Genomic DNA, 23,174 nt, shown 5'->3' on the forward strand with positions numbered 1-23,174 from the left:
GCTGATCAGATCGAGATCGGTTGCGGCAGCAGCAGTTTCAGGCACAAAGCAGGGGCAAGCCCGCTCAGCTCAACCCATGCTGACAGCCCCGGCCAGAGCGCCTGTGACACACTTTGAATCAGCCCTGGCTCTCCACCTGGCGCAGAGCCAGCCGATCGAGACGCTCAGTGCGGATCAGGCCGTGGTCATGGCCAATGGCGTCGTCCTCGTAGGCCAGATACCAACCGATGTTGTGAAAGAGCAGCTGCAACGGCCACACCCGAATGGCATCTCGGGGCTCCTCGCCGTGCTCGGCTGCATCACTGAAGCGCTCCAGCAGAACGCGCTGACCGCCTGCGATCGCCGCCTCGAGCTTCTCGGCCTGTTCGGGCACCGCCAGCGAGTCGCGGCGCACCAGATCGGGATGCACGATCGAGCGGTTGGCGAACACCCGCACCGGCAGCTCGTCTTCGCGCAGCACACCTCCCCAGCGCAAGCGTTCATCCAGCTCAGCCAACAGGTCCTGAGCGGTGGGATCCCCCAGTCGCCCCGCCGCCTGACTCACCACCTGATGAACCTCCCGCAGGCGCGCGGCGGAAAGCACCGCCGTTCCCAGGCCGTAGCCGTGGCGCACGTTGTCATTGCGGGTCCGGAAGCCGTATGGCGTGAGCACACGCTCCACGTCCTTGCGCAGGGTGGAGGCCTCACCGGGCATGTAGACCCCAGCCAGTTGGGCAATCAGGTGTTCGGGCAGCGGCACGCCCTTTTCGCAATCAAAGGGGTGATGCAACAGATGGCGCAGCAGTGAAAACACGCGGATGAACACGCTGCGGTCCGCCATCGGCGGCCACCCACCGAGGTTTTTCTCGCTCAGCTCCACCGGGGCCATCGGCGGCTCCAGGGGTTGCTGCGTGGGCGTTGCATCAAGGAACCCTTGGCTCTGCAGCCAGAGCAGATCAGCTTCGAGAGCCTCCACATCGCCGTAGCACTCGCCCCGCAACTGAGCGAGCAACGCCGCCGCCTTCTGGGCCATCGAGCCTTCTGGAAGCGGATTGCAGATCGCCTCCAGTTCGGCGCGGGTGGTGGCATCACCAGCGCTCAGCCCTGGGAAGCGGCTGAGCAGTTGCATCAGATAAAGCAGTCGCTCCAGATCCAACAAGCGTGAGTAGCCGTGCAGCTCTTTGGCCTGCTCGCGGTTGCGGGCTGCGGCGATGCGTTTATCGAGGCGAGCGATCTCCAGCTGAAGATCCGCTTTGAGATCGGCGCCAAGCGAGGGATCGAAGTCCACCAGTGCAGCAAAACCTTCCTGGCGGTCGGGCTGGAAGTCGCGGTCGTTCAGGGCCGCTGCGAACTGCTGCACCACCAACTCGGGCACCCGGCGCGCGCGCTGTTGGTTCCACTCCAGGCACACCTCGACGGGCGTGCGCAGCCACCAGCCGATCCACTCCACCGGACGAGCAAGCTCCAGCCGCTGCGTGAAGGCCAGGCGCCAGGGACGCCGCGCATGGGTCGCGTCGATCAACACCGAGCGGCCCTCGGCCACGCAGCGCTGCACACCGGCGTGCAGGCGCTCTTCCACCTCATGCCAATGGCCCTGGATCATCGAGTCGCCGTAGAGCTCCTCGCGGATGCGGTCGGTGGAGAACAGCTCGGCGTCAAGCAACGGCGCCAGCAACGCCGCAATGGTGGTCTTACCGCTGGCAGGCGGGCCGATCAGTAGGTGGCAGCGCAGCGCGGCGGCCATGTCCACAGCCAAGGTGTTCGCATCATGGGCATCCCGGCCCGGCCTTGCCGGCCCTGCCCTGCGAAGAACGATCGGGCGCTACCGGAGCCGGGGTTCTTCGCACGGACATTGGGCTGAATCGCGCCTTGGCCGCAAAAGCTGAGCGGAGCCATCCACTGCGCATTGATGAGCGCCACTGCCGATTCCCGGCCCTACCGCATCCCGTCGTCCCTGAGGGATCTGGTGATGCTCGATCTGCTCGAGCTCACCGGCAGCACCACCGCCACTGCGGAGATGCTCACCATGTCGCAGCCGAGCGTGAGCCGCCGCTACCGCTCGGTTGCTCGCGACCTTGGGCTTGCACGCCAGAGCGATGCGCCGTTAGGCCGCCGCTTTGCCGATGCCCCCTGGATCCCGTTCTTAAGGCGCGGCATCAACCACCACCGGCTGGCCGGTGGGGTGTTGCGGATCGGTAGTGGCAGGGAGCTCGAGGCGGGGTTCTCCGGCGTGCCCTGGGCCCAATGGGTGCGCATGGGCCGCCAACAGCAGGATCAATGGCGCCCGCTCTTGACCCTGGAGTTGCTTGATGCGATTGCCGTGGAGGAGGTGCCAGAGCTCTCCGCTGAAGAGGCCGCATCCCTGGCCTTGGTTGAGGTGCGTAGCGCTCGCAACGGCGCTGTGGTGTTGATCTGCCGGCGGGATCCGCTGGTGCTCGAGATCTGCAGCCGCGTCTGCGGCTGGATGGAGCTGCCATGACCAACGCCCAACCAAAACCAGCCCAAGCACCGCAGGATGGTGATCCCTCAGCCAAGGCTTCGATGAGCGTGAGCGCCCGCTACGGGGAAGCACTGCTCTGGGCTGAGCAGATCCACCGGGATCAGCGCCGCAAAGGCAAGGCCATCCCCTACATCTCCCATCTGATCAGCGTCAGCGCCCTGGTGTGGGAAGACGGGGGCACGGAAGACCAGGCCATCGCCGCTCTGCTGCACGACGCGATTGAGGACGCCGGCCAGAGCCATACCTCCATCGCCGAGCGCTTTGGCAGTGCCGTCGCGGACATCGTGCGTGATTGCACCGACACCAACGGCACGCCTGGTGGAGGGGAGAAGGAGCCCTGGCTGCTGCGCAAGACCCGTTACATCGCCTCCCTCGAGCACAAGCCCGAGGCGTCTCTCTTGGTGACGGCGGCCGACAAGGCCCACAACGCCGGCGACATGGTGCTCGATGCCCGACGCGATCCCGGCATGTGGAGCAAATTCAACGCCGGCCTTGAGGGATCGGCCTGGTACCTGCTGCGGATGCATCAACAGCTCAAGCACCGCCTACCGAAAAGCCGCTCGGTGGAACGCCTTGGTGAGTCGGTGAGTGAGGTGCTCGCGAGCGAGAGCTATCGGCGGCTGGTACCCGGTGGGTTGGCTCCAGCGGTGTGGGCGGCGGGGTATGCGGAACGCTTGGCGGCAGAAGAAGCGTGATCACCCTGGTCATGCCACTGGCAGCTGTTGCTCTGCTCGCCCAGACACGGACGGCCTCCGTGCTCTCCATCGGCGATGGCGACACCATGCGGGTACGCGAGGGCAACCGCACCTTGAACGTGCGCCTGGCCTGCATCGATGCTCCGGAATCCAGCCAGGCTCCCTTTGGCAGTCAGGCCCGGCAACAACTGCAGGCCCTGGCGCCGGTTGGAAGCAGCGTGGAGCTCCGCATCAAAGCCACCGATCGCTACGGCCGCGCCGTGGCCGAACTCACCCGAGGCGGCCGCAACCTGAACCAAGCCCTGGTGGCTTCCGGTGCAGCGTTTGTCTACTGGCAGTACATCCAGGGCTGCGTCCGGCAGACCTACAGCCGCCTGGAAACCGAGGCGCGGCTCAAAGGGCTAGGAGTGTGGGGCGTGAGCGGCGGTGTGCAGCGGCCGTGGGAGTACAGGTCCCGCCAACGAAAGCCCAGCTCAAGCTCTTCTGCGCCATCGGGCCGGCGTTACACCTGCAAGCAGATCGGCTCCTATGCCCAGGCGCAGGTGTTGCTGCGGCAGGGGCACAGCTATCTCGATGGGGATGGTGATGGGGAGGCCTGTGAAAGCCTGAAGGGGTAGCGGCAGTGCTGGAGCGCCCGCTGCAGGGCAACGTCGGCCTCCACTTCGGCCACAAAACGCTCCAGCTCGGACCAGCTCATCGGAGGAAAGCCCTGGGTCCTTCACCATGCCAAGGGCGTCTGCAGTGCGCCAGGTTCCGTGGATCACAGTCCGCCAAACCCACCGCCAGCACTGAGACAACCGGCCGGAGTTACCGGCCGGCGGGAGGCGGAGCCTCCCTGCAGCGCCTCAAATCACCGAGACGGTGGTGCCAAAGCGGCCCTGGAAATGACGGGCCAGGGCATAGGCCTTCTCCGCCGGGATCAGGCGCAGCTTTTTGACGGGCTTGCCGCGACGGCCCATGGGGGTGGTGATGCGCTCATGGCCATAGGCCTTGATGCCATCGGGGTAGGTGTGGAGCACCAGGGTGCGGATCTCGCAGCAGGGAGCGGTGGGGCGTGCCATGGAAGGAAACGGCGTGGAACACCCCGACCGAGGCCCGCTGTGGCGGAGGCGGCAAGGACCGCGGAGCGGCCTGGCCTGATCCTTGCCGCCTCTGACGCAGTGGGCACGCTGAGAGGGGCCACGCCGCTTCCATGGCACGCGCTGCCGCGGCTGTGTAGTGAGCCAAACGTTGGTGCGGACCGTTGGGAGAGCATCAAGACCGGCGGCTGTGAGCGGATCACCAGTGGTGAGCAGTCCGCCAGATGCACCCCACCAGCTCGAGACGCACCGCAGGAAGCGCCGCGCCGGGCACCTTCAGGATCGCCCCTGGTCAAGGGCTGACGCGAGGCGAGTGAGCTGTTGCTGTGGCGCGATCGCCCCGGCGTTGCCGGTGCTCACCGCGCATCGGCTGGAGGACTCGCCCCTTGACTGGCGGGGCAGTCCTGCAGGCGTCCCGTCGCTGCGCCGTAGGGCGTTAGTTCGTTATGGCTACGCATGTTCTGGGGTATGGCCCCGAGGATCCGGTGGCCCTGGTGGAGTCCTGCTACCGGGCCGTGGAAATGCTCCTCGCCACCCACACCGCCCGGGGGCTGTTGATCCCCAGGCCCTGGGTCAATCACCCCTATGGGGAGGAAGAAATCACCCTGTTGGAGGAGGAGCTCCTGCCGGCAATGGCGTTGTTCCTCGCCCGGGTGGAGGCGATTGATCGGGTGATTGAGGCCGATCAGGAAGCTGAGGTGGCTGCCCATCAGGCTGCTGTAGGCGCAGGGCTCAGGTGAGGGCAGGGCCGGCCCCTGGCCGGCCTTTTCTGCTGCTCCCGGGGGGCGGATCAGGCCTGCGGTGGTGGAGATGGTGGTCGCAGGAGCTGCTCCACGTGGAGAACGAGCGCATTCACCCGTTGATTGAACGCAGTGCGCTCCAGCTCCAGCGGCGTTGGATCGGCGTCATAACGGAACTGCACGGCGTACACAGTCAAAACGCCGAGATCGCTCCAGTCACTCGCCACCGCAGCGTGAGCTGCCAGCAGCCGGAGCAACCGCCGCAGGTCATGCGTGAGCGGCAGCTCGCCCTCCCCCAGGTGGAGCAACCAGGCCTTGAGGGCTTTCTCCACCGCCTGCTGCAGCCAGAAGCCCCATGCGCCTTCTCGAAACACGGTCGGATCGCTGGATGCCACTGCTGTCTCAAGGTCTGCAGCAGCAATCCGCAGCAGGCCCTCCGCCTCAGAGAGGGCCATGGAGAAGCTTCCCCTCGCGATAAGCGCGGCCGATCACGTGGCTGCGCCAGTGGCAGCGGGCCTCACATTCGCTCTGGGAGTAGAGCAGAAGATCCAGGGAGACATCCGCCTGGGCGAGCTGGTCCCAGAGAGCATTCAGCACTTCAAAGCGGTGATGGCTCTCGAGCCAGCTATCCGGTGCGGTGATCAGCAGGTCGATGTCGGAGTCAGGCCCGGCCTGGCCGCGCGCCCTGGAGCCGAACAGGCGAACTTCACTGCCAGGAATGGCCTGGTGGATCAGGGCTGCCATCGCTGTCAGCCGCTGCTCGATCGATGGCGCGTTCAACGCGGTCATGAGGCCATTCTGCTGGGTTCGATCACCTCCGCCAGGAAGCCCTCAATCCAGCGCTGGTGGCGGCTGGTGGTGATCAACCCCGCCAGGGAGGGCTGGGCATCGGGCACCTGGAAGGCCGAGCGGAAGCCCCTGGAGAAGGCCTCGAGGTGAGCAGGGGCCAGGGCCTTGATCCGCTCCTGCAGGGCCGTGATCGCTGTAGGTTCCAGTGGGCCATCGGTGGCCGCAGCTGAACTGCTCACCTGGCGTTGCTGCTTGTCGTAGAGCGCCAGGCCAAAGGGATTGCCAAAGGTCATCAGGGCCCGTTTGGTGGCATCGGTTTCGGCTTCCTTGAGCGCCGATTCATGGGCCAGGCCCAGGTCGGTATCGATGCCATGGCCGGCGCCGGAGCCCTCACGGATGAGCGTGCGGTGGCCGGCGGTGATGGTGATGCGCACGCGGGCGATGTAGGTCACACCCCAGCCGCTTTTGCGATCACGACCGATCGGACGCTCGTGTTCGGCCACGCAGCGGCTGATCAGGGTGGAGCGCTGCCAGCCGTCAAAACCAAAGATGCGGTTGGCTTCTGCGATCACCTGCCAACCCTCGAGATAGCTCACCCGGCTGCGGCCCTGCTCCCGCTGGCGCACGTTGGCGCGATCGAGCGGAGCAGAAAGCAGGGCGATCTGCCGTGTGGAGAAGCCGGCTACGGAACCAAGGGCACCCTGGTCGTGGGGTGTCGCCGGTGGGGGCGATGGTTGAGCACCATCTGCCTCTTGGCTGAGGGATGCGCGCAACTGCTCAAGCGCAGAAGCTGGCCGACTGGTGACGCTGCGGCGGATGGGAGCCGAGTGGGTCGCAGGTGTTGCGGTTGAGGTTGCGGTTGAGGTGATGGCCATGGCGATGAATCGGTGTGTGTGGAGTGAGAAAAGGGAGTGGGGCCCGCCACTGCAAAACCCCATATCGAGGCCCCCCTGGGGGCTAGGTGATGGACCAATGGCGGCGTTTGATGAGGCGTGCGCCGGGGATGGCGGTGGCGGAGAGGGAGAAGGCGAGGTGAGCAGCTTCTGCTTTGGGAAGGCCTGAGATGGCGGAGGAGATGACGGAGCGGATGCGGGCCTTGATGGAGGTTTTGTTGGGAGTGGTGGTGGTTTGGGTGGTGAGGAGATCTGGGGGGAGGAGATCGGGGTCGTCGATCTCGATGGCTTCTGTTGTGCGGGAGGTGAGGCGGTGATCGAGGAGGTTGTGGGCGGTGGCGGATGGGTCGAGGCGAGAGAGGAGGTGGATGAGGGTGGATTCGAGGGCGTCAGCGCGGTTGTCTTCTCGCTTGGCGAGGACTGAGAAGCGCTTGGATTGGCCGGAGTGGTAGTTCGCTTCTGCGCGGAGGCGTTCGATCACCCAACAGGTGGCATCGGCTTTGCGCAGGAAGGCATCGCGTTTGTTGTCCTCGAGGGCGAGGGATTCCTCGAGATCAGCAATGGCGAGGGCGCGCTCGTCGTCGTCCTCGGTGTCGAGACGTTCGGATAGGCGAGCAATCCAGGAGGTTTCGGCCTGGAGATCAGCGCCGAGCTCCCAGAGGGTGGGGAGCTGGGGGGTGAGCTCTGGAGGGGTGGTGACGGGAATCGCGACAGACATGGCTTGGGGGGTGGGTGTGAGGAGAAAGGAGGAAGAGGAGGAAATGGAGCAGCGGGCCTATGCCGCAGGGATTTGGATCACCTCGATCGGGATGGCTGAACGCCGGCTGAGGCGGCGGGCCTGATCCACCAGGGAGGCGGTGCCACGGGAACCGGGGAAGCCGATCACCAGAAGGCCAGCGCCCAGGGGGAGAGCGGAGGCCAGATCCAATGAGCGATCGAGCATCTGGCGGTTACGGATCGGCCCAGCGGCGCGGCCGTGCTCGCGCCAGGCAGCAGGGCAGGCGATCTGAAGCCAACCGAGCTGATCGGCAGCGGCGGCGATGGCTTGATCCGCGCCGCGGGCAGCGCCATGGAGCAGAGCCTGTACCAGGCGGCCACGGGTGGCACGCAGGAGATGGGTGGCGATCAATTCGGAGGGCCAGGTGAGATCACGGCCACCACCGGCCACGATCACCAGCTGGCCTCTACCAGGGAGGAACAGCGAGCCGAGAAGGGAACCATCAGGCGGCACCAATGCGGCGGCCTGGGCAAGAGAAAGCATGGAAGGAAAAAGAGCGCAGAAGGATTTCTTTTCAAGGGCTCCGGCTACAGCGGAGGCCATCCCTTGATCACCTCTTTATTGTATCAGTACGGGCGTACTATGCGCCAGCTGAGACGGGGCTTTGCGTGCTCTCTTCTTGAATCTTTACGGCTCTAGATCCAGGCACCTAGGGCATCAGCAGCGGGGCAACTCTTCTGAAAGCCGAGCACCCATCAAGCGCCCAGAACGCAGCCACCACAGCCGCTTCTAGGAGCATCAGACAGGCCCCAAGGCGCCGGGCCACCGCAGCCGCGGGAAGACGCTGTGCGTGATGAAGCAACGCCACACTTCCCGGCGGCGGCAAGAAAAATAATGATCACGCGAGCGCCAGGGCCGGTGTCCGCGCAGCGGCTACGCCGGCTCGCGCAGCCCTGGAGCCGTGTGACATCCTCAAATTCCGCCGCCGGGTGGCGACTGAGCGCTTACGGCGTGCGCTTGCTGCAACGAACTAGGTTCCCGGAAGCTGTAGCCGGGATCTGCACACTTGTGCCACAGCAGCATCCATACGGTCAGCCTGTGTCGCGCCGGGGTAGGGAGCTGGAGGCAACTTCTTGAGCTGAAGCATCCCGTAGGCCTTAGATCCGTTGATGCGGCGGTTGCTCCATCGAGCACAGATCCCTTGGATCTGGACATCACTCAGGCCGATCAGGAGGGCCAAACTTCCTGCGAGCACGTGTCGTGAACCTGCAACACCACGATGCTGCTGAAGGCATGGTGGATTGTCAGCTCTATCGCTGCTCCATTCACTCCCGCTCCACCAGCGGTGCCCACTCGGCCCGGATGCCGATATCAGGAACACCCGATTCTTTGTTGGTCTTCTCCAGCCAGTCGGCGCGGATGATCCGGTGGCCTTTGCGAACACTGCGCATCCCGGCCGGTGCCTGGGCCGCCGCGCAGGATCGCCCACCATCGAGGCAAACCGATGGCGTGGTGGCACACCCTCCAATCAAGGCGGCTGAGACCAACACAATCCAAGGCCTCACGGGCGCTGCTCTTCCCGGGCCCAGATCCTTTCCAGGCTCCGCTTGAACTCCTGCTGATTCATCGGCCTGGCCCGGCGCCGGCCACGAAGCGTGCTGCTGATCCACCAGATCTGCAAACCACCGAAGGCCAGAGCAAACAGGCCCAGCTGCAAGTAGCCGGCGTTCAGATGATCCATCACCACGTGAAGCTCACTCCATCTCAAAGGTGTTGTGGACGATCCCATGTCCATCAAGGCCCGAGACAGTCACAACAACAAAGTGTTGGTCGCCACGCTGGTAGTCGTAGCGGCAGACGCCCGACCCCGTGCCTGAGCACCCGCTCAGCCTGACTGAGTTGTATTGGAACAGTCGCCGCTCAAACGCGGAGGGATCGCGATTCGACTTCACTATCTAGCGTCCCTCCAGCAATCGTGCGTCAGCCCGGCTGATCGGCTAGCGAGGCAGCAAAACCGGTAGGTCCGTTTCTGTGTCAGCACCGGAGCACACCGCTTGCGTAGGAACAACGACTGCCGCCGCGCATAGACTCTCTCCTCCTCATCGCGAGGGAGGGGCGCACCTCGCCGACTTATCGGCTGTAGTTCTCCAGTTGCTCGAGCCCTTTGCGAAGCAACTGCTGACCACCCTCGATCATCCGCTGTTGATCGCCTTTGAACTGACAGCTGGCCGTGCGGTACTGAACGCTCTTGCTCAGAGGTACGTACCAAAGCGCATCGAGTTTGCAGAAGTTTCGCCCCTTTTGCGTGGGCAAATCCTGGAGCAGCTCACCGCTCAGGCAGCGGTAGCCGCTGCGGTCTTTGCCCTCCCGCATGCAGGTTCCAAGGTTGCGCACAAAGATCTTCTGCCCCTTGTTCTTGAACACCTGGTTGGCGTAGCCCGCAAACGACACGGGGTCGTAGCTGAAGGGAGCGGCCTGCGCTGCTCCGCTCAAAGCAGCCAGAAGCAAGAGGGAGCTCAGATGGCGAAGCACTGGAAGCTGGTGCAACAGGAGGAGAACCCATCATCGGTTCAGCTGCAACACGACAGTCACATCAGACCCCTCTCCGATGCTTCCTAAGGGCCAAACAGCGTTGCCACCTAATCCGCGGGGTCAGCGCGCAACGTCCAGCGCGGTTGCGTGAAGTCCGATTGATCAGGCCTTGATTAACGTCCGACAAATCCTCTGGGCAGCTTCTCGCGCTCCGAACAGGTTGCGAGCCGCAGGGCCCAACTGGAGTGAGGCCAAGGCACCCATCAGGTGCACAGGCGTCCGCGGCCAACGCAGATCGTCGTTGAGCACGGGCCAATCATCAACAAGTTCAATCGGTCGTTGGTGCTGCAGTTGAGCGGCCAAGGGATGGTGACTGACACCGCCGTGATGACCTGTAGCCAGCCAGAGACGATCCGCTGAGAGTTCAGCGCCGCTGCCCTGCAACTGAACGATCCAGCGACCGTGAAGCCAATTGGCAGCCTGGACTTGGGCGTGCTCCAACAGGGAAAGCCTGCCGCTGTTCTGTTCCTGCGTGAGGGCATGAACCAATGGTGGAGTGACGGAGCCTCCATCGCGGGCACCTTGAATCGCCTGCAAGCGTTGACGCATACAGGTTTCGCGCTGGAACGCCTTGAGGTATTTCGGCCCCAGCCAGCCGGGATCGGCGTCAAAAGGTTTGCTCCGCAAGTTGCGGCGGATCAGCAGCGTGACCTGCGCACCACGCCTGATCGCACCAAGGCTGAGGTGTGCGCTGGTAAGGCCGCCACCCACGATCAGGATGTCCTGCCCCTTGAGATCGCCGCAAGCCTCAAGGTCCACATTCTGGCTGTGCTGCAAGGCAGGGCTCGGGTAGCCCCCGTCTGCCAGCCCGTTCAACCAGCAGGGCAACACAGGAGCTGTGGGTCCAGTGGCAACCACCAGATGACGTGCCTCCTGCTGGGATCCATCGCTGAACGTCAGTCCAAGCCGATCGCGAGAGGAGCGGCCGAGAACCACAGCCTCCACAGCCAGGGGCTCTACGGCATCAGCCAGGCCGAACTCCTCGGCAACCTGCATGCAGAACGTGTTGAACAACCCGGTATGGGGTTGGCCATAGGGCCCTTCCAGTTCACCGCTGCGATGACATCCATAGGCGTAGCTGCGAAGGGCGTTCGGATTGGGATGAGGATGGTGCGGCGAGGGTGAGCGCAGCCAGGGAATCTCGAACTGCCGCATCTGCCGCTGCCAACGGTTCAGCCAGTGGCCACTCGGATCGAGGATGCGCAGGCGTCGGCGCAAGGCCGGTCGTTTCTGCAGCAGTTGGCAACAGAGGCTGAGCGCGTGAGGCCCGGCACCGGCAATCACCAGATCAGCCATCCAGACAGGCCTCCTGGTGCTGGCAGCGGCTGCAGAGGCCATGAACCTCAAAGGTGTGAAACAGCGGCCTGAACCCCTGCAACAGCACAGCGCCAAGGCCCAAACCAGTGGTGCCCAGGGGACAGTGCGGCAAGGCCTGGATCGCGCCGCACTGCACGCAGATGAGGTGGTGGTCGTCTCGCTCCACGGGGGCGTAGAGGGTTTCGCCATTGGCGAGCTTGCGGGATCGGATCAGCCCGGCTTGCTGCAACAGCTTGAGACCGCGATACACCGTGGCCAGCCCGGTGGAGCGGTTGGTGGCCCTGAGGCGCTGATGCAGCGCCTGGGCGCTCAGCTCGCACTCAGCCTGTTGGAGCACATGAAGCAGGTGCTGCTGGCGGGGTTGGGTGATCACGGAGCCCATCGAGCCTGACCGGAACCTCAGGTCTTGCTAGAACGAGAACCATTCTTACTCCCAGTCGGACTGTGATCCGGCTCCTCTGGCCATGGCCTTCTCCAGCCCCGTTCCCGCCGCTGAGCGTTTACCGGTGACCGTGCTCACCGGCTACCTCGGGGCCGGGAAGACCACCCTGCTCAACCGGATCCTCACCCACGAGCACGGGCTCAAGGTGGCGGTGATCGTGAACGAGTTCGGTGAGGTGGGCATCGACAACCAGTTGGTGGTGGATGCCGATGAAGAGATCTTTGAGATGAACAACGGCTGCATCTGCTGCACCGTGCGCGGTGATCTGATCCGGATCATCGGCAACCTGATGAAGCGGCGCGACCGTTTCGACCACCTGGTGATTGAAACCACCGGGCTAGCGGATCCAGCCCCTGTGATCCAGACCTTCTTTGTGGATGAAGACCTGCGCGATGAGCTGCGGCTCGATGCGGTGGTGACCCTGGTGGATCTGCTCCACGTCCAGGAACACTGGTCCAGCGAAGAGGTCCAGGAGCAGCTGGCGTTCGCCGATGTGCTCGTGCTCAACAAGGCCGATCTCGTGGATGACGCCGAACGGGAGCTGGTGGAACAGCGGGTACGGGCGATCAACCCCATGGCCCGTCTGCTCACGAGCCACATGGCCAATGTGCCGATGGATCAGATCCTCGGTGTTGAGGCCTTTGAACTGGAGCGCGCCCTGAGTCTGGATCCAGGATTCCTGGCCGAGGAGCATGACCATGAGCACGATGCTGCCGTGAGCTCGGTGGCCCTGGTCGAGGAGCGACCCATGGACCTCGAAAAGCTCGGCCGTTGGATCTCTGATCTGGTGGGCAGCCGCGGACCGGATCTGTTCCGGATGAAGGGCATCTTCCAGCTGGCTGGTAAGGATGAGCGCTATGTGCTCCAGTCGGTGCACATGATGATCGACGGTGACTTCGATCGTCCCTGGCACGACGGTGAGCGGCGCCGTACCGAATTCGTGATCATCGGTCGCGATCTGGAACACGATGACCTGCGGGCCGGTTTCGCAGCCTGTGTGGCCTGACTCAGCCATGGCACAGGCGCCCTTGGTGAGCGAGCGGCTCTGCGGGGATCTGCAGCAACCGATCACGGCCCTGGCCTGGTCGGCCGATGGAGAGTTTCTGGCGATCGCCAGCGCCGGTGGCGAACTCCTCCTGCTCGATTTCCGCGCCGGCTGCGAGGAGCTGTTGCGGGGCGAGCACAACAGCAGCCTCGATGTGGTGGGCTTCAGCGACGACGGCCAGTTCCTGATGGCCGCCGGCCAGAGCGGTGAGCTGTTGCTGTGGGAGCTGGGCGGCACAGGAGTCAGGCCCCTGGCGATGGACCCCATGGCTCTGGGCGGTGGCTGGATCGATGCAGCGGCCTGGCAACCCGATGGGTTGTTGCTCGCAGTGGCCAGCGGACGGCAGGTCCGCCTCTGGGATGGAGCACTGCGGCAATGGCGTGAAGACCCGCTTGCTCTGCCGGGCAGCGTGCAATCGCTGGCCTGGAGCCGCGACGGGGGGCAGCTGGCCGCGAGCTGCCAAGGGGAGCTGACCCTCTGGCGACCTGCAGAAGCGCCCTCGGGCGAACCACCGCTGCGGAACAGCATCGCCTCAGCTGGATTGGCGCTGAGCTTTTCCGGTCCCGGGCACCATCTGGCCTGTGGGCTTCTCGATCGTTCGCTGTTGGTCTGGCCCGAGCACTGCCTTGGTCAACCCTGGCAGTTCAGTGGTTTTCCCGCCAAGGTGCGCCTGCTGGCCTGGAGCGACCGATCAGGACGGTTGGCTCCCCTGCTGGCCAGCGCTGCGGCCGACTCCGTGATCCTCTGGACGCAGATCAACCAGGGCGCCAAGGCCTGGCGCCCTGAGCCCTTGCTCTGTCATCAACGCCGGGTGAGCGGACTGGCCTTCGCTCCAGGCAGCACCTTGTTGGCCAGCGCCTCTGTGGACGGCACGGTGGCTCTGTGGAACGGAAGAGGGCACTTGCTTCAGGTGCTGGAAGGTCAGGGAGCCGGATTCAACAACCTCGGCTGGCGTGGCGATGGACGGCATCTGGCGGCTGGTGATGCCCAGGGGCGCTGGTGGCTGTGGCCGGTGACGACACCAGCGGCGGAGCGCTCGAATGCACGGGCCGGTGGCGGCTTCAAAGCCAATCCATAAGATGAGAACGATTATCGCTATGGCGTTTCAGATGGTGATGGGTCTGCGGTTTTGGCGCCTGCCTGGCGCCCTGTTCCTGGCTGCATCCCTCGTGGCCTGTGGCGCTCCGCGACAGGCTGATCAGCCCTCCGAGACGACGGGCATCGAGGTGGTCACCACCTTCCTGCCGATCACCCTGTTCACCCGCGCCGTCGCCGGGGATTGCGCCACGGTCAAGGCGTTGGTCCCACCGACCACAGGCCCCCACGACTTTCAGGCCAAGCCAGGAGATCTGGCGGCGCTGCGCCAGGCCCGCGTGCTCGTGAAGAACGGGCTGGAGATGGAGAGCTTCCTCGACAAGCTGGTGGCCTCCGCCGGCAACAGCCAGCTGGCTGTGATTGATTCCAGCCGCGGGATTGCCACCATCGACTCGCCGGAAGAAGAAGCGGCGCACGGCCATGAACATGGAGAGGACGAGGGCCATGAACATGCCCATGGAGCGGTGAATCCCCACATCTGGCTCGATCCGCTGCGGGCTGTTCAGCAGGTGGAAACCATCCGCGATGGCCTTGTCAAAGCCGACCCCAGCTGCGCTGAGGGATACAAGCGCAATGCAGCGGCCTACACCGCAGAGCTGCGGGCGCTGAACGATGAACTCGCCACCGAACTGAAGCCTTATCGCGGCAAGACGTTCATTGCCTTCCACGATTTCGCCCCTTACTTCGCCCAGCGCTACAACCTCAAGGCTGATTTCCTGGTGGATGTGCCGGAGCTGAACCCCAGCCCTGCTGACCTCCAGCGGGTGGCCGCCGAGGTCAGGCAAACCCAGCTCAAGGCCCTGTTGAGCGAACCGCAGGAGGGTCAGCGCTCCTTCAACACCCTCGCCAAGGATCTGGGCATCAAGATCAGCGTGTTCGACCCCCTCGAAACGGGTTCAGACCAGTCCGCCAGCGACCCTCAGACCTACTTTGTGGTCATGCGCCGCAATGTGGCCGATCTCATCCAGGCCTTTGGTGGCTGAGTCCTGATGCGTCAGCCCGTCCTGCAGGTCCAAGATCTCAGCGTTGAGCGGAGCGGCCGGCTTGCGGTGGAGGGCGTGACCTTCGCCCTTGCCCCGGAAAGCGATACCGCCCTGGTGGGGCCCAATGGTGCCGGCAAAAGCACCCTCGTGGCCGCCTTGCTGGGGCTGGTGCCCCGGCGATCCGGTGCGGTGGAAATCCTTGGGCAACCGCTGGGCATCGATGGGCAGCTGCCTCGAGCCGTCCGGGCCCAGATCGCTTATGTGCCCCAGACTCTGGCTCTGCAAGGGCGTTTCCCGCTCACCGTGGCGGAGTTCGTCGGCTTCGGCTTTGACCCCCCAGGGCTGCGCCTTCCCTGGAAGGATCAGCGCAACCGCCATGTTGCGGTGCAACAGGCCTTGCAGCGCACCGGTTGCGAGGAACTGGGCCAGCGCTTGCTCAGTGAGCTCTCAGGCGGTCAACTCAAGCGAGTTCTCCTGGCGTTTTGTGTGGTGCGCCCCCGCCAGTTGTTGGTGTTGGATGAGGCTCAGGCGGGCCTGGATGCGCCCTCCAATGAGCACTTCCAACAGCTGCTGTTCAACTTGCGGCGTCAGGAAGGGTGGACGGTGTTGCAGATCTCCCATGATCTCGATATGGTGCGCCGCAGCTGTGATCAGGTGCTCTGCCTGAATCGGCGGTTGCGCTGCAGTGGCAGCCCCGATCACGCCCTCAGCCCCCAGAGCCTGAATGAGCTCTACGGGCCCCACATGATCACCTACCGGCATCAGCACCATGGCTGACGCCGCCGCCCTGGCCTCCATCCTGGCCGAACCCTTCATGCAACGTGCCCTGGTGGGAGGTCTACTCACCGGCAGCCTGGGTGGTTTGTTGGGCAGCTTTGCAGTCTTGCGCCAGCTGTCGTTCTTCAGCGATGCGCTTGGCCATTCGGCCTTGCTGGGAATCACCGTGGGCATCTTGCTGGGGATCAATCCCACCTTGGTGTTGATTCCGTTTGCCGTGGTCTTCGCCTTGCTGGTGCATCAACTGGTGCAACGCAGCGCCTTGCCCACCGATGCACTGCTGAACATTGTGTATTCGAGCTCGCTGGCGGCTGCTGTGCTTGCCCTGAGTCTGGTGGAGACCTATCGCGGTGGGATTCAACAGCTGCTGTTCGGCGACATTCTGGGCATCAGCTGGGTGGATCTCGGCGTGATCGGTGGATTGCTTCTGGTTGCTTTGCTGTATCTGAGCCTGAGCCTTCGCGCTCAGGTTCTGCTCACGCTCAACGCCGATCTCGCCGGGGCGATGGGTGTGCGCAGCGGCTGGCACCGCCTGGCCTTCATTGTTTTGCTGGCGGTGGTTGTGGCGGTCTCGATCAAAGCGGTGGGTGTCTTGCTGATCAGTGCATTTGTGGTGATTCCTGCTTGCGCAGGCCGCCTGCTCAGCCGTCGCTTTCCTGTTTATGTGGTCAGTTCAGCTCTTCTGGGAGGAGGGTGCGCCCTGGTGGGGTTACTGGGATCGGGTTTAACGAACCTGCCCTCAGGCCCGTGTGTGGTGATGGTGCAATTCCTGGGCTTTGTGGTGGCGTTGGTGATCAGTCAATCGACGCGACGTTCCCCAGCAGTTGCCGGGCCAGGAGGGCGCCAAATTCTTGGTGGAGGCCCAGCCGCCCCGGAACCACACTGACCTGATCCGCCGCTGCGGCGAGGGCTTCCATTTCAGATCGCGAGCGCGGTGGTGCCTGGGCGGCCACCACCAGCTGCAGAGGGCATTGCAGCATCCGAGCCTGTTGGAGCCACCAGGCTCGATCGACCGCTGGATCAAGGCCACCGCTCACAAAGGCCACCGCTCACAAAGGCCACGCTCGCGAAGCGCGCCCCCGGGCGGCGGGCCAGCTGTTGTTGCTCCCGAATCCGCTGTGGGGTCAACAGGTCAGGGTCCAGCCAGACATGACGCCGCAACATCAGCTTGAGAGCGGCTCGGCTGGTGTTGAGCTGGTATAGAGCCGGTCCGATCAGCGGTGCGGCGATCACCTGCTGCAGCCAGCTGAACTGTTGGGGCGGCCAGCCGGTCATGGTGGGAAGTGGCCCACGCCAGGTGGGGGCAACCGCCACCAGGCTCTGCCAACGAGCCGACCATTCACCAGCCAGGCCCAGGGCAATGGATGCGCTGTGGCCGGCTGCCACCACGGTGATGCGACCTGGGTGGATCGCACGCAGATAGGACAACACGGCCCGGAGTGCAGAACGCAAGAAAGACGCGTCGTAGGTGATGGCTGGGCGATCGCTCTCACCGAAACCCGGCCAGTCAAAACTGACGAGATGGCGTTGATCACCGACGGCCTTCGCCAAGGGCTTCCACTCGCCACGACTGGAGACGGTGCTCAGCGCCGGCAGCAGCAACCAGAGCGGTGCCGATCGGGGCCCGGAACGCTCCAGGATGACCCCCAGGCGATGACCTCCCAGATCCAGCTGGAGGCGTTCGGCGGTTCCCCCGAATGCCGGTGTCATGCGAAGCCCCGACCGCGGGATCCAGGCTGTTGGCCCACGCTCCGGAAGGCGATCCGCTCGCTGCCTGGGTCGTAGAGGCTGTAGCGGAGCCCACCGCCGATGCCGATCACCTTCCGCTGGGGCACCACCTGCTGAAGTTGCCGTTCACCGGCCAGATCGCGCACGGTGGACGCGATCCCCCCGCCCGCCAGCTCCACGCAGAACTGCTCGCCGCTACGGGCGGTGAACAGGCGATTCACATCCATGCGGGTGAGGCGATCCAACAGCAACAGCGGTGAGCTCTCCGGCCCCAACCAATCGCCCACATCGGCGGAGCTGCCATGCAGCAGGGCGCAATCCAGTTCAATGAAGCCGAACTGCAGGGCTGCCAGCCAGGCCAGATGCCCTGGATCCACGGCTTCTTGCAGGGCCTCCACGGCAGCCTGGCCGAACTGCTGACGCAGAGGGTCAGCCCGCCGTTCACCGCGATAGCCGCGTTCGGCGAGCAACTGGTCTTCCCACCAGCCGTAGATGCACTGAGGCGCCAGCTCACCTCGGCGGGGATCCTGCAGCCGATCCAGGAGAGCATTGGCATCCCGATCGGGACCAATCAGATCACCCAACACAAACAGGGTGTCAACTCGACCCAGCTGGCGCAGATCCCGTTGAATCGCCTCGTAGAGCGCAAGGTCGCCCTGCAACCCGCTCACCAGTGCCCAGCGTGCCATCAGCGTTCACACACGTGGCTGGCGTCATCGGCCCGCTCGGCGTACTCAAAGCCATGGCGCAGACGCCAGGCGAACACCGGCGGCAGTCCAACCTCAACGATGGCCCTGCAGGTGCGCTCCACGTCGTAAGGCACTTCGCGGATCTCGACGTTGCCGGTGGCCTCGTCGTGAATCACATAGGTGGCGTGGGTGTTGCCGTGTCGCGGTTCACCCACGGAGCCGGCGTTGACGATGCGGCGCACGGGCAAGGCCATCTCACGCTCGGCGGCTGCCTGCGGATCCGCCGGCGTCTGCACCCGCACGCGGATGACGCCATCGCGCAGCTCTCGCACGTAGGGGCGGTGGGTATGGCCGCAGAACAGGGTGTCGGCGTCGGCCGTCTGGACCCGTTCCAGAGCAGCAAAGGCGTCCATATCCGGCAGTAGGTATTCGTGCTGACTGTTGGGGCTTCCATGCACAAACAGCAGCCGATCGCGTCGCAAGGTCATCGGCAGGCTGGCGAGGAAGGCCTTGTTCTCCTCGCTCAGCTGCTCGGCCGTCCATTGATGGGCCTGATGACCGCGCCGTTCCGCCAGCTGGGAGGGGTAGCTGCATTCACAGGCATTCAGCCCCTCAATGATGTCTTCATCCCAGCAGCCCTGACAGCTGGGGATGGAACGCTCCCGAACCAGGTTCACCACCTCATTGGGCTGGGGGCCGTAACCCACCAGATCCCCCAGACAGGTGATGGTGGTGATGCCCCGTTGATCGATGTCGCTCAGGACCGCTTCCAGGGCGGCCAGGTTGGCGTGCAGGCAGGAGATCACGGCGTGAGCCATGGCGATCAGGCAGAACGAGTGGGTGGGGTGTGGCGTTGACGCAGGGGAGCCTGTTGCAGCTCGAGCACGGCATCACTGAGCAGGCAGTCGCGCACGGTCGCCTCGATCGCCGCTGGGTCAAGGTCCCTCCCCTGAACCACCAGGCGCGAAAGGCGCTCCGGGCGACCGTCAGGTGGGGCGAGCGTTTGCAGGGGCAGGAACTGAGATCCCTCCTGGCTGACCATCCAGTTGCAGAAGAAGGCCCGGCCGTCCGGCAGGTTCATCAGGGCTTTGGCGCGGTACACATCGCCATAGGCCCCATTCACGAGTTCGAACCAGAAGCTGCTCAGGCTGTCGGGATCCCAGACGGTGGCGTTGAGGTTCAGGCTCCAGGCCTGCAGATGGCTGAAGTCCAGCGTGTCCTGTCGGGGCAGCTCAGGGTCTCGACCGAACTGCAGATGGTGATCGGGAGTGAGATGCAGGGCTTCCAGCTGCGGCAAAATCCGCCGATCCATCCCTGCCAGTCCGGTCTGCGCAGGTGGATGAAATTGGGGCAGTTCGATCAGCGCGAGCAGGCCGGCGGGATGGGGTGCCAGGGCCAGATCCGGATCGCCCAGATCCAGCAGCTCCGGGCACTGGTCTTGCAGGTAGGCCAGATCAATCCCGCCGTCTCTGGCCTGGGCGAGACCCTCGTCGGGATAGCCCGCAAGGCGCAGATAGCCAGATGGTCCCGAATGGCTCTGGATCTGACTGAGGATCCACGTGGTCTTGCCGCAGCCAGGCGGCCCGGAAAGGAGCACGGTGTGGCTCATGGCGCCGCGACACAGGCCTCAAGCTGGGCCTTGAGGGTGGGCTGATCGAGATCCTTGCCGATCACCACCACCTTGGTGTGGCGCGCCTGCTGCTCAGGCCAGTCGGAATCGTCAATGGTGAAGCGTTTGCCGCAAAGGTGAAAGAGGTGGCGGCGATCGCTCTCACGGAACCAGAGCACGCCCTTGGCGCGAAACACCGATTCGGGCAGCTGGTTGTCGAGGAAGTCCTGGAAGCGACGCAGATGGAAGGGGGCCTCAACCGAGAGGCTCACCGAACTGAACCCCTCCAGCTCCGGGGTGTGCGCGTGGTCATGGCCCCCCGCGTCGTGGTGATGGTGATGGTCGTGGAGGTCGTGATGTTGGTGTGTCGCGTGGTCGTCCTCTCGCGCCTGCAAGGCGGCCAAGCGATCGCTCTCGAACAAGCCCACGCTCAGCAGCAATCCCAGCGGCACATCCCCACGACTGGCCCGCAGGATGCGGGCGTCGGTTTTGATCGCCCGCAGCTCCGCCTCAACCTCCGCCAGACGAGCCTCATCCACCAGGTCCGCCTTATTCAGCAGGAGGATGTCGCCGTAGACCACCTGGGCACGGGCGATCGGGCTGTCCAGGGACGTCGCGCTGAAGTTTTCGGCATCGATCAGGGTGATGATCGAATCCAGGCGTAGGTGATCCCGCAGGTCGCCGGCCATGAAGGTCATGGCCACCGGCAGGGGATCGGCCAGCCCCGTGGTTTCCACCACGATCAAATCCAGGGGCTCCGGGCGCTCCAGGACGCGATGGACGGCATCCTGCAGTTCCCCATTGATGGAGCAGCAGATGCAGCCATTGCTGAGCTCCACCATCTGGTCACTGGTGGCCACCACCAGCTCGTTGTCGATGCCCACCTCACCGAATTCATTCACGAGCACGGCGCTGCGCAGACCTTGCTGGTTGCTCAGGATGTGATTGAGCAGCGTGGTTTTACCGGCGCCCAGAAAGCCGGTGAGCACCGTGACCGGGATCTGAGCCATCTGCCGCTCCATCGAACCCGACACCTGCGAGAACGGTTTTCATTCTGGGCGATCAAGGGCCCCTGTGGCCAGGGGATGCCGCGAGCTCGGCGGCGGGATCGTAGTTTGTGCACATGTGCACAAGGGTTCCATGGCTACGACCGAGCGCCGTTGCACCTCCAGTCGCGACGGCAAAGTGATGCTCTCCTGCTGGATTCCGGAGGCCCTGCGCGAACAACTGGACCAGGCCTGGGCCGATCAAGGCCTTCGCCGCCATGGCCGCACCCAGAAGGGTATGGAGCTGATGATCGAGGCGTACCTCAGGTCGCAGTCCTGACCGACGGCTTCCGGGGGATGGATCCAAGACTGTGGACAGCCTCGATCAACAACGTCGAGGTCGAGAGTTGGTCGCATCTGGTCAGATCCTGATCAAGGTTCAGTCACTCTTCTTCTGGTTGATCGGATTTGGCTGGTGACAGGTCAAGCAGCGCCGCTGCCCTCTGGCCTCCTCACACACTGACCAGATCGTCATGACCTTTATCGCTCTGCAGCGCCGTTGGCGGCGTCAGGCGGCACTCAGCTGCCTCGGCGTCTCAGCCGCAATCGGCGCTCTGGTGCCGCAAATCGCGGTGGCGCGCCCCTGGCCCATCCCGCAGTCCCGCTGGACTGGCAGCGTTGAGGACTATCCCGCTCCCCCTGCACCCCCGCGCCCCTGGTGGACGGGCGATGCCGGCAATGGCTACGGCTCGGGGGATCGAGCACCAGTGGGTAACCGGTACCAGGCCTACGGCACCCCGCCCCTCACCCCGGAGCAACAGGCCCAGCGCTGCAACACCGGCCGCCTGATCGGTGGCCTTGGCGGTGGCGCTGTTGCCTATGCCATGTCACGCGATGACGGCCGTGCCTGGGCCATTCCCCTCGGAGCACTTCTGGGATCGCAGGTGGGCTGCAACACAGCTGCGGGTCGGGGTCCATTGCCTTGGTGAGCAGCCGCTCAAGCGCAGGCTGGGTCTGCTCCTTCCGCCGTCCAGATCCAGCCCTCCTGCCTGGTGGTCTCCAGATCCACAGGAGGCCGTGCTTTTCCTCGGATGAAATCCGCTGCTGCGAGCACACAGACCAGGGCATCGATGGCGTCGGCAGATGCCGGGAGCCTGCCGCCCAGATCGGAGAGATCCAACAAGTGCTCCAGTCCATCCATCGAGCCCCCCTTGCCCGGTGAACCATGAGCAAGCCGGGTTGCAGCCGGATAGACCTCAATGGCAGCGATGGTGTTCAGATCTGTTGGAGACCAGGCCATTGGGATCGGCTCACCAGAGCTGCGCCTGAGCTGCTCGAGCAAATCGAGCGCCGCAACAGCCGTTCGGGAGATGAAGTTGGCTCCCACCTCCAGGGGGCGCTTCTTGAAACGTTCATGGATGGCGTCGTCGGTCTGTCTCCTGAAAAGGGCATGGGCGCTGGCATCCATGCCTGCTCCTGCCTGATGCCCCGTCAGGGCCTGCCCCAGGGCGATCGGCCAGCCGAGTGGGGCATCGAGGGCCAGCAAGGCTCTCTCGCTTTGCTTGATCCAGCCAGCGACGATGCATTCCGGCCTCTCTTTGGGGCTCGCGGTTCTGCAGGTCTTGAGCCGCACCCGCTCGCCGTCCAGTTCCCCCAGCGCCAGCCCCACCTTGTTGGGCTGCGTGGCGCAGTCGATGCCGATCAGGGCAAGCATCAGCGAGGGAGCACCTGTTCAGACTCTGGCCCCTATCCATCGACCCCCTTGAGGGTCAACCGTCTCCTGCCAATCAGTTACTGACGCGCTTTCACCGTCCTGCGTCCTAAAAACAGGGTCGGGGTCTGAGTGCTCAAGTCGTAATTGGCTCGAGTGCATCCAGGACGGCCTGGAGTTCAACCTCATGAGCGCGGTGCAAGACCGCGATCACATCAGGTCCAGGTGCGGCGGCCTGATTGACCTCGACTTGCACGGCGCCTTGAAGGTGGCCCGCCAACTCCAGCGCCATCACAGCAATGGAGCCCTCCATGGCCACCAGCGCCAGGCTGTTCAACCACTCCATGGCCGCCCGACAGGCGTGGTCCTGAAACGCGAGGCACTGCAGCAGTTCACGGCATTCCGGGGCATGCACAAACAACCGCAGGGCGCGGCGTTCAGCGCGATGGCGGGCTGTCGTGGCGGACGGCTGAACAACAGCAACGGCAGGAGGCAAGGTCCCAAAGGTCTGCTCGCCGCTACCGCGTAGAGCCACGTCCAGCCGCTGCTCCGCTGAGCGACGCAACACCCCATCAGGGAGCTGCTCCACCAAGGCCATCCCGTCACGCTCGACCGCTTGCAGGGTTTCGAGTGATGCCTCACCGGTGCTCGCTGTCAGAGGTGCCAAGAGACGATCAAGACGCCACTCCAGCCAGTGCCGGGCAGAGGCGATCAAGCCCTCCATGGCCTTTGGCCCCTGAGCCCGGAGCAAGCCATCAGCGTCTTGCCCCTCGGGCAGCTGCACCACCGAGGCGCTCAACCCACCGG

Annotated in this window: 30 protein-coding genes; 11 read left to right on the forward strand and 19 right to left on the reverse strand. The window is 64.4% G+C overall.

Translation table 11 applies throughout. From position 1 onward, the window contains the following. Nucleotides 1-118: 118 nt before the first annotated feature. Nucleotides 119-1,723 (reverse strand): ATP-binding protein, encoded by a 1,605-nt coding sequence (locus tag KBZ14_RS14825; RefSeq protein WP_255119118.1) that lies wholly within the window; start codon nucleotides 1,721-1,723, stop codon nucleotides 119-121. 165 nt (nucleotides 1,724-1,888) lie between these two features. Here KBZ14_RS14825 and KBZ14_RS14830 point away from each other — a divergent pair, with 165 nt between their 5' ends. From KBZ14_RS14830 to KBZ14_RS14840, 3 genes are all read left to right on the forward strand, one after another. After that, nucleotides 1,889-2,458: a helix-turn-helix domain-containing protein gene (locus KBZ14_RS14830; RefSeq protein ID WP_255119119.1), complete on the forward strand. Its 570-nt coding sequence runs from the start codon at nucleotides 1,889-1,891 to the stop codon at nucleotides 2,456-2,458. Between the two features lie 62 nt (nucleotides 2,459-2,520). After that, nucleotides 2,521-3,174, forward strand: a complete 654-nt coding sequence (locus KBZ14_RS14835; protein ID WP_255119120.1) for an HD domain-containing protein — start codon at nucleotides 2,521-2,523, stop codon at nucleotides 3,172-3,174. 11 nt (nucleotides 3,175-3,185) lie between these two features. Next, nucleotides 3,186-3,791 (forward strand): thermonuclease family protein, encoded by a 606-nt coding sequence (locus KBZ14_RS14840; RefSeq protein ID WP_255119121.1) that lies wholly within the window; start codon nucleotides 3,186-3,188, stop codon nucleotides 3,789-3,791. 228 nt (nucleotides 3,792-4,019) lie between these two features. Here KBZ14_RS14840 and KBZ14_RS14845 read toward each other — a convergent pair whose 3' ends face one another. Next, a complete protein-coding gene (locus KBZ14_RS14845; RefSeq protein WP_255119122.1) occupies nucleotides 4,020-4,235 on the reverse strand; it encodes a hypothetical protein in 216 nt (71 codons plus the stop codon). A 464-nt stretch (nucleotides 4,236-4,699) separates the two neighbouring features. On the opposite strand from KBZ14_RS14845, the gene KBZ14_RS14850 reads away from it, so the two are divergent. After that, nucleotides 4,700-4,993, forward strand: coding sequence for a hypothetical protein (locus tag KBZ14_RS14850; protein WP_255119123.1), 294 nt, complete (start codon nucleotides 4,700-4,702; stop codon nucleotides 4,991-4,993). Nucleotides 4,994-5,043: 50 nt separating this feature from the next. On the opposite strand, the gene KBZ14_RS14855 is transcribed toward KBZ14_RS14850, so the two are convergent. The 10 genes from KBZ14_RS14855 to KBZ14_RS14900 all read right to left on the reverse strand — a co-directional run bounded on the left by KBZ14_RS14855 (nucleotide 5,044) and on the right by KBZ14_RS14900 (nucleotide 11,675). Next, entirely contained in the window at nucleotides 5,044-5,448 is a 405-nt protein-coding gene (locus KBZ14_RS14855; protein WP_255119124.1) for a HEPN domain-containing protein, read from the reverse strand. Beyond that, a complete protein-coding gene (locus KBZ14_RS14860; RefSeq protein WP_255119125.1) occupies nucleotides 5,435-5,782 on the reverse strand; it encodes a nucleotidyltransferase domain-containing protein in 348 nt (115 codons plus the stop codon). The genes KBZ14_RS14855 and KBZ14_RS14860 overlap by 14 nt, the downstream gene beginning before the upstream one ends. Beyond that, nucleotides 5,779-6,555: an RAD52 family DNA repair protein gene (locus KBZ14_RS14865; protein WP_255119126.1), complete on the reverse strand. Its 777-nt coding sequence runs from the start codon at nucleotides 6,553-6,555 to the stop codon at nucleotides 5,779-5,781. Before KBZ14_RS14865 ends, KBZ14_RS14860 begins: the two co-directional genes overlap by 4 nt. A 184-nt stretch (nucleotides 6,556-6,739) precedes the next feature. Beyond that, entirely contained in the window at nucleotides 6,740-7,393 is a 654-nt protein-coding gene (locus KBZ14_RS14870; protein ID WP_255119127.1) for a siphovirus Gp157 family protein, read from the reverse strand. Between the two features lie 57 nt (nucleotides 7,394-7,450). After that, entirely contained in the window at nucleotides 7,451-7,936 is a 486-nt protein-coding gene (locus tag KBZ14_RS14875) for an SLOG family protein (protein WP_255119128.1), read from the reverse strand. Between the two features lie 782 nt (nucleotides 7,937-8,718). Continuing rightward, on the reverse strand, nucleotides 8,719-8,844 hold the full coding sequence (locus KBZ14_RS14880; RefSeq protein WP_255119129.1) for a hypothetical protein: 126 nt from the start codon (nucleotides 8,842-8,844) through the stop codon (nucleotides 8,719-8,721). Nucleotides 8,845-8,954: 110 nt separating this feature from the next. Next, a complete protein-coding gene (locus tag KBZ14_RS14885; protein WP_255119130.1) occupies nucleotides 8,955-9,134 on the reverse strand; it encodes a DUF8681 family protein in 180 nt (59 codons plus the stop codon). A gap of 389 nt (nucleotides 9,135-9,523) precedes the next feature. Further along, nucleotides 9,524-9,901 carry a hypothetical protein gene (locus KBZ14_RS14890; protein ID WP_255119131.1) on the reverse strand — a complete coding sequence of 126 codons (378 nt, stop codon included), beginning with the start codon at nucleotides 9,899-9,901 and terminating at the stop codon, nucleotides 9,524-9,526. Nucleotides 9,902-10,087: 186 nt separating this feature from the next. Further along, nucleotides 10,088-11,281 carry an FAD-dependent oxidoreductase gene (locus KBZ14_RS14895; protein WP_255119132.1) on the reverse strand — a complete coding sequence of 398 codons (1,194 nt, stop codon included), beginning with the start codon at nucleotides 11,279-11,281 and terminating at the stop codon, nucleotides 10,088-10,090. Next, nucleotides 11,274-11,675, reverse strand: coding sequence for a Fur family transcriptional regulator (locus KBZ14_RS14900; RefSeq protein ID WP_399211184.1), 402 nt, complete (start codon nucleotides 11,673-11,675; stop codon nucleotides 11,274-11,276). Before KBZ14_RS14900 ends, KBZ14_RS14895 begins: the two co-directional genes overlap by 8 nt. Before the next feature lie 91 nt (nucleotides 11,676-11,766). Between KBZ14_RS14900 and KBZ14_RS14905 the strand changes: the two genes are divergently transcribed. From KBZ14_RS14905 to KBZ14_RS14925, 5 genes are read left to right on the forward strand one after another with little or no spacing between them, the layout of a single operon-like run. After that, nucleotides 11,767-12,750 carry a CobW family GTP-binding protein gene (locus tag KBZ14_RS14905; RefSeq protein WP_255119134.1) on the forward strand — a complete coding sequence of 328 codons (984 nt, stop codon included), beginning with the start codon at nucleotides 11,767-11,769 and terminating at the stop codon, nucleotides 12,748-12,750. 7 nt (nucleotides 12,751-12,757) lie between these two features. Continuing rightward, nucleotides 12,758-13,867: a WD40 repeat domain-containing protein gene (locus KBZ14_RS14910; protein ID WP_255119135.1), complete on the forward strand. Its 1,110-nt coding sequence runs from the start codon at nucleotides 12,758-12,760 to the stop codon at nucleotides 13,865-13,867. Nucleotides 13,868-13,904: 37 nt separating this feature from the next. Further along, on the forward strand, nucleotides 13,905-14,867 hold the full coding sequence (locus KBZ14_RS14915; protein WP_255119136.1) for a metal ABC transporter substrate-binding protein: 963 nt from the start codon (nucleotides 13,905-13,907) through the stop codon (nucleotides 14,865-14,867). 6 nt (nucleotides 14,868-14,873) lie between these two features. Beyond that, nucleotides 14,874-15,644: a metal ABC transporter ATP-binding protein gene (locus tag KBZ14_RS14920; protein WP_255119137.1), complete on the forward strand. Its 771-nt coding sequence runs from the start codon at nucleotides 14,874-14,876 to the stop codon at nucleotides 15,642-15,644. Continuing rightward, complete coding sequence (locus KBZ14_RS14925; RefSeq protein ID WP_255119138.1) at nucleotides 15,637-16,530, forward strand: metal ABC transporter permease; 894 nt, start codon at nucleotides 15,637-15,639, stop codon at nucleotides 16,528-16,530. Before KBZ14_RS14920 ends, KBZ14_RS14925 begins: the two co-directional genes overlap by 8 nt. A 134-nt stretch (nucleotides 16,531-16,664) precedes the next feature. On the opposite strand, the gene KBZ14_RS14930 is transcribed toward KBZ14_RS14925, so the two are convergent. From KBZ14_RS14930 to KBZ14_RS14950, 5 genes are read right to left on the reverse strand one after another with little or no spacing between them, the layout of a single operon-like run. Then, a complete protein-coding gene (locus tag KBZ14_RS14930) occupies nucleotides 16,665-17,354 on the reverse strand; it encodes an alpha/beta fold hydrolase (RefSeq protein WP_255119139.1) in 690 nt (229 codons plus the stop codon). Further along, nucleotides 17,351-18,061: a phosphoesterase gene (locus KBZ14_RS14935; RefSeq protein WP_255119140.1), complete on the reverse strand. Its 711-nt coding sequence runs from the start codon at nucleotides 18,059-18,061 to the stop codon at nucleotides 17,351-17,353. The genes KBZ14_RS14930 and KBZ14_RS14935 overlap by 4 nt, the downstream gene beginning before the upstream one ends. Further along, on the reverse strand, nucleotides 18,061-18,879 hold the full coding sequence (locus tag KBZ14_RS14940) for a metallophosphoesterase family protein (RefSeq protein ID WP_255119141.1): 819 nt from the start codon (nucleotides 18,877-18,879) through the stop codon (nucleotides 18,061-18,063). Before KBZ14_RS14940 ends, KBZ14_RS14935 begins: the two co-directional genes overlap by 1 nt. 5 nt (nucleotides 18,880-18,884) lie before the next feature. Next, a complete protein-coding gene (locus KBZ14_RS14945; protein WP_255119142.1) occupies nucleotides 18,885-19,670 on the reverse strand; it encodes a GTP-binding protein in 786 nt (261 codons plus the stop codon). Next, nucleotides 19,667-20,680 carry a CobW family GTP-binding protein gene (locus tag KBZ14_RS14950; protein WP_255119143.1) on the reverse strand — a complete coding sequence of 338 codons (1,014 nt, stop codon included), beginning with the start codon at nucleotides 20,678-20,680 and terminating at the stop codon, nucleotides 19,667-19,669. The genes KBZ14_RS14945 and KBZ14_RS14950 overlap by 4 nt, the downstream gene beginning before the upstream one ends. Nucleotides 20,681-20,810: 130 nt before the next feature. On the opposite strand from KBZ14_RS14950, the gene KBZ14_RS14955 reads away from it, so the two are divergent. Together KBZ14_RS14955 and KBZ14_RS14960 are read left to right on the forward strand one after the other, a co-directional pair. Continuing rightward, nucleotides 20,811-20,996, forward strand: a complete 186-nt coding sequence (locus tag KBZ14_RS14955) for a hypothetical protein (protein WP_255119144.1) — start codon at nucleotides 20,811-20,813, stop codon at nucleotides 20,994-20,996. Nucleotides 20,997-21,189: 193 nt separating this feature from the next. Then, nucleotides 21,190-21,645 (forward strand): glycine zipper 2TM domain-containing protein, encoded by a 456-nt coding sequence (locus KBZ14_RS14960; protein ID WP_255119145.1) that lies wholly within the window; start codon nucleotides 21,190-21,192, stop codon nucleotides 21,643-21,645. Nucleotides 21,646-21,653: 8 nt separating this feature from the next. On the opposite strand, the gene KBZ14_RS14965 is transcribed toward KBZ14_RS14960, so the two are convergent. Next, nucleotides 21,654-22,370 carry a DUF429 domain-containing protein gene (locus KBZ14_RS14965; RefSeq protein ID WP_255119146.1) on the reverse strand — a complete coding sequence of 239 codons (717 nt, stop codon included), beginning with the start codon at nucleotides 22,368-22,370 and terminating at the stop codon, nucleotides 21,654-21,656. A gap of 133 nt (nucleotides 22,371-22,503) precedes the next feature. After that, a partial coding sequence (locus KBZ14_RS14970; protein ID WP_255119147.1) for a hypothetical protein occupies nucleotides 22,504-23,174 on the reverse strand: 671 nt, incomplete at its 5' end.

Source organism: Synechococcus sp. HJ21-Hayes (assembly GCF_024345835.1).
GTDB lineage: Bacteria > Cyanobacteriota > Cyanobacteriia > PCC-6307 > Cyanobiaceae > Vulcanococcus.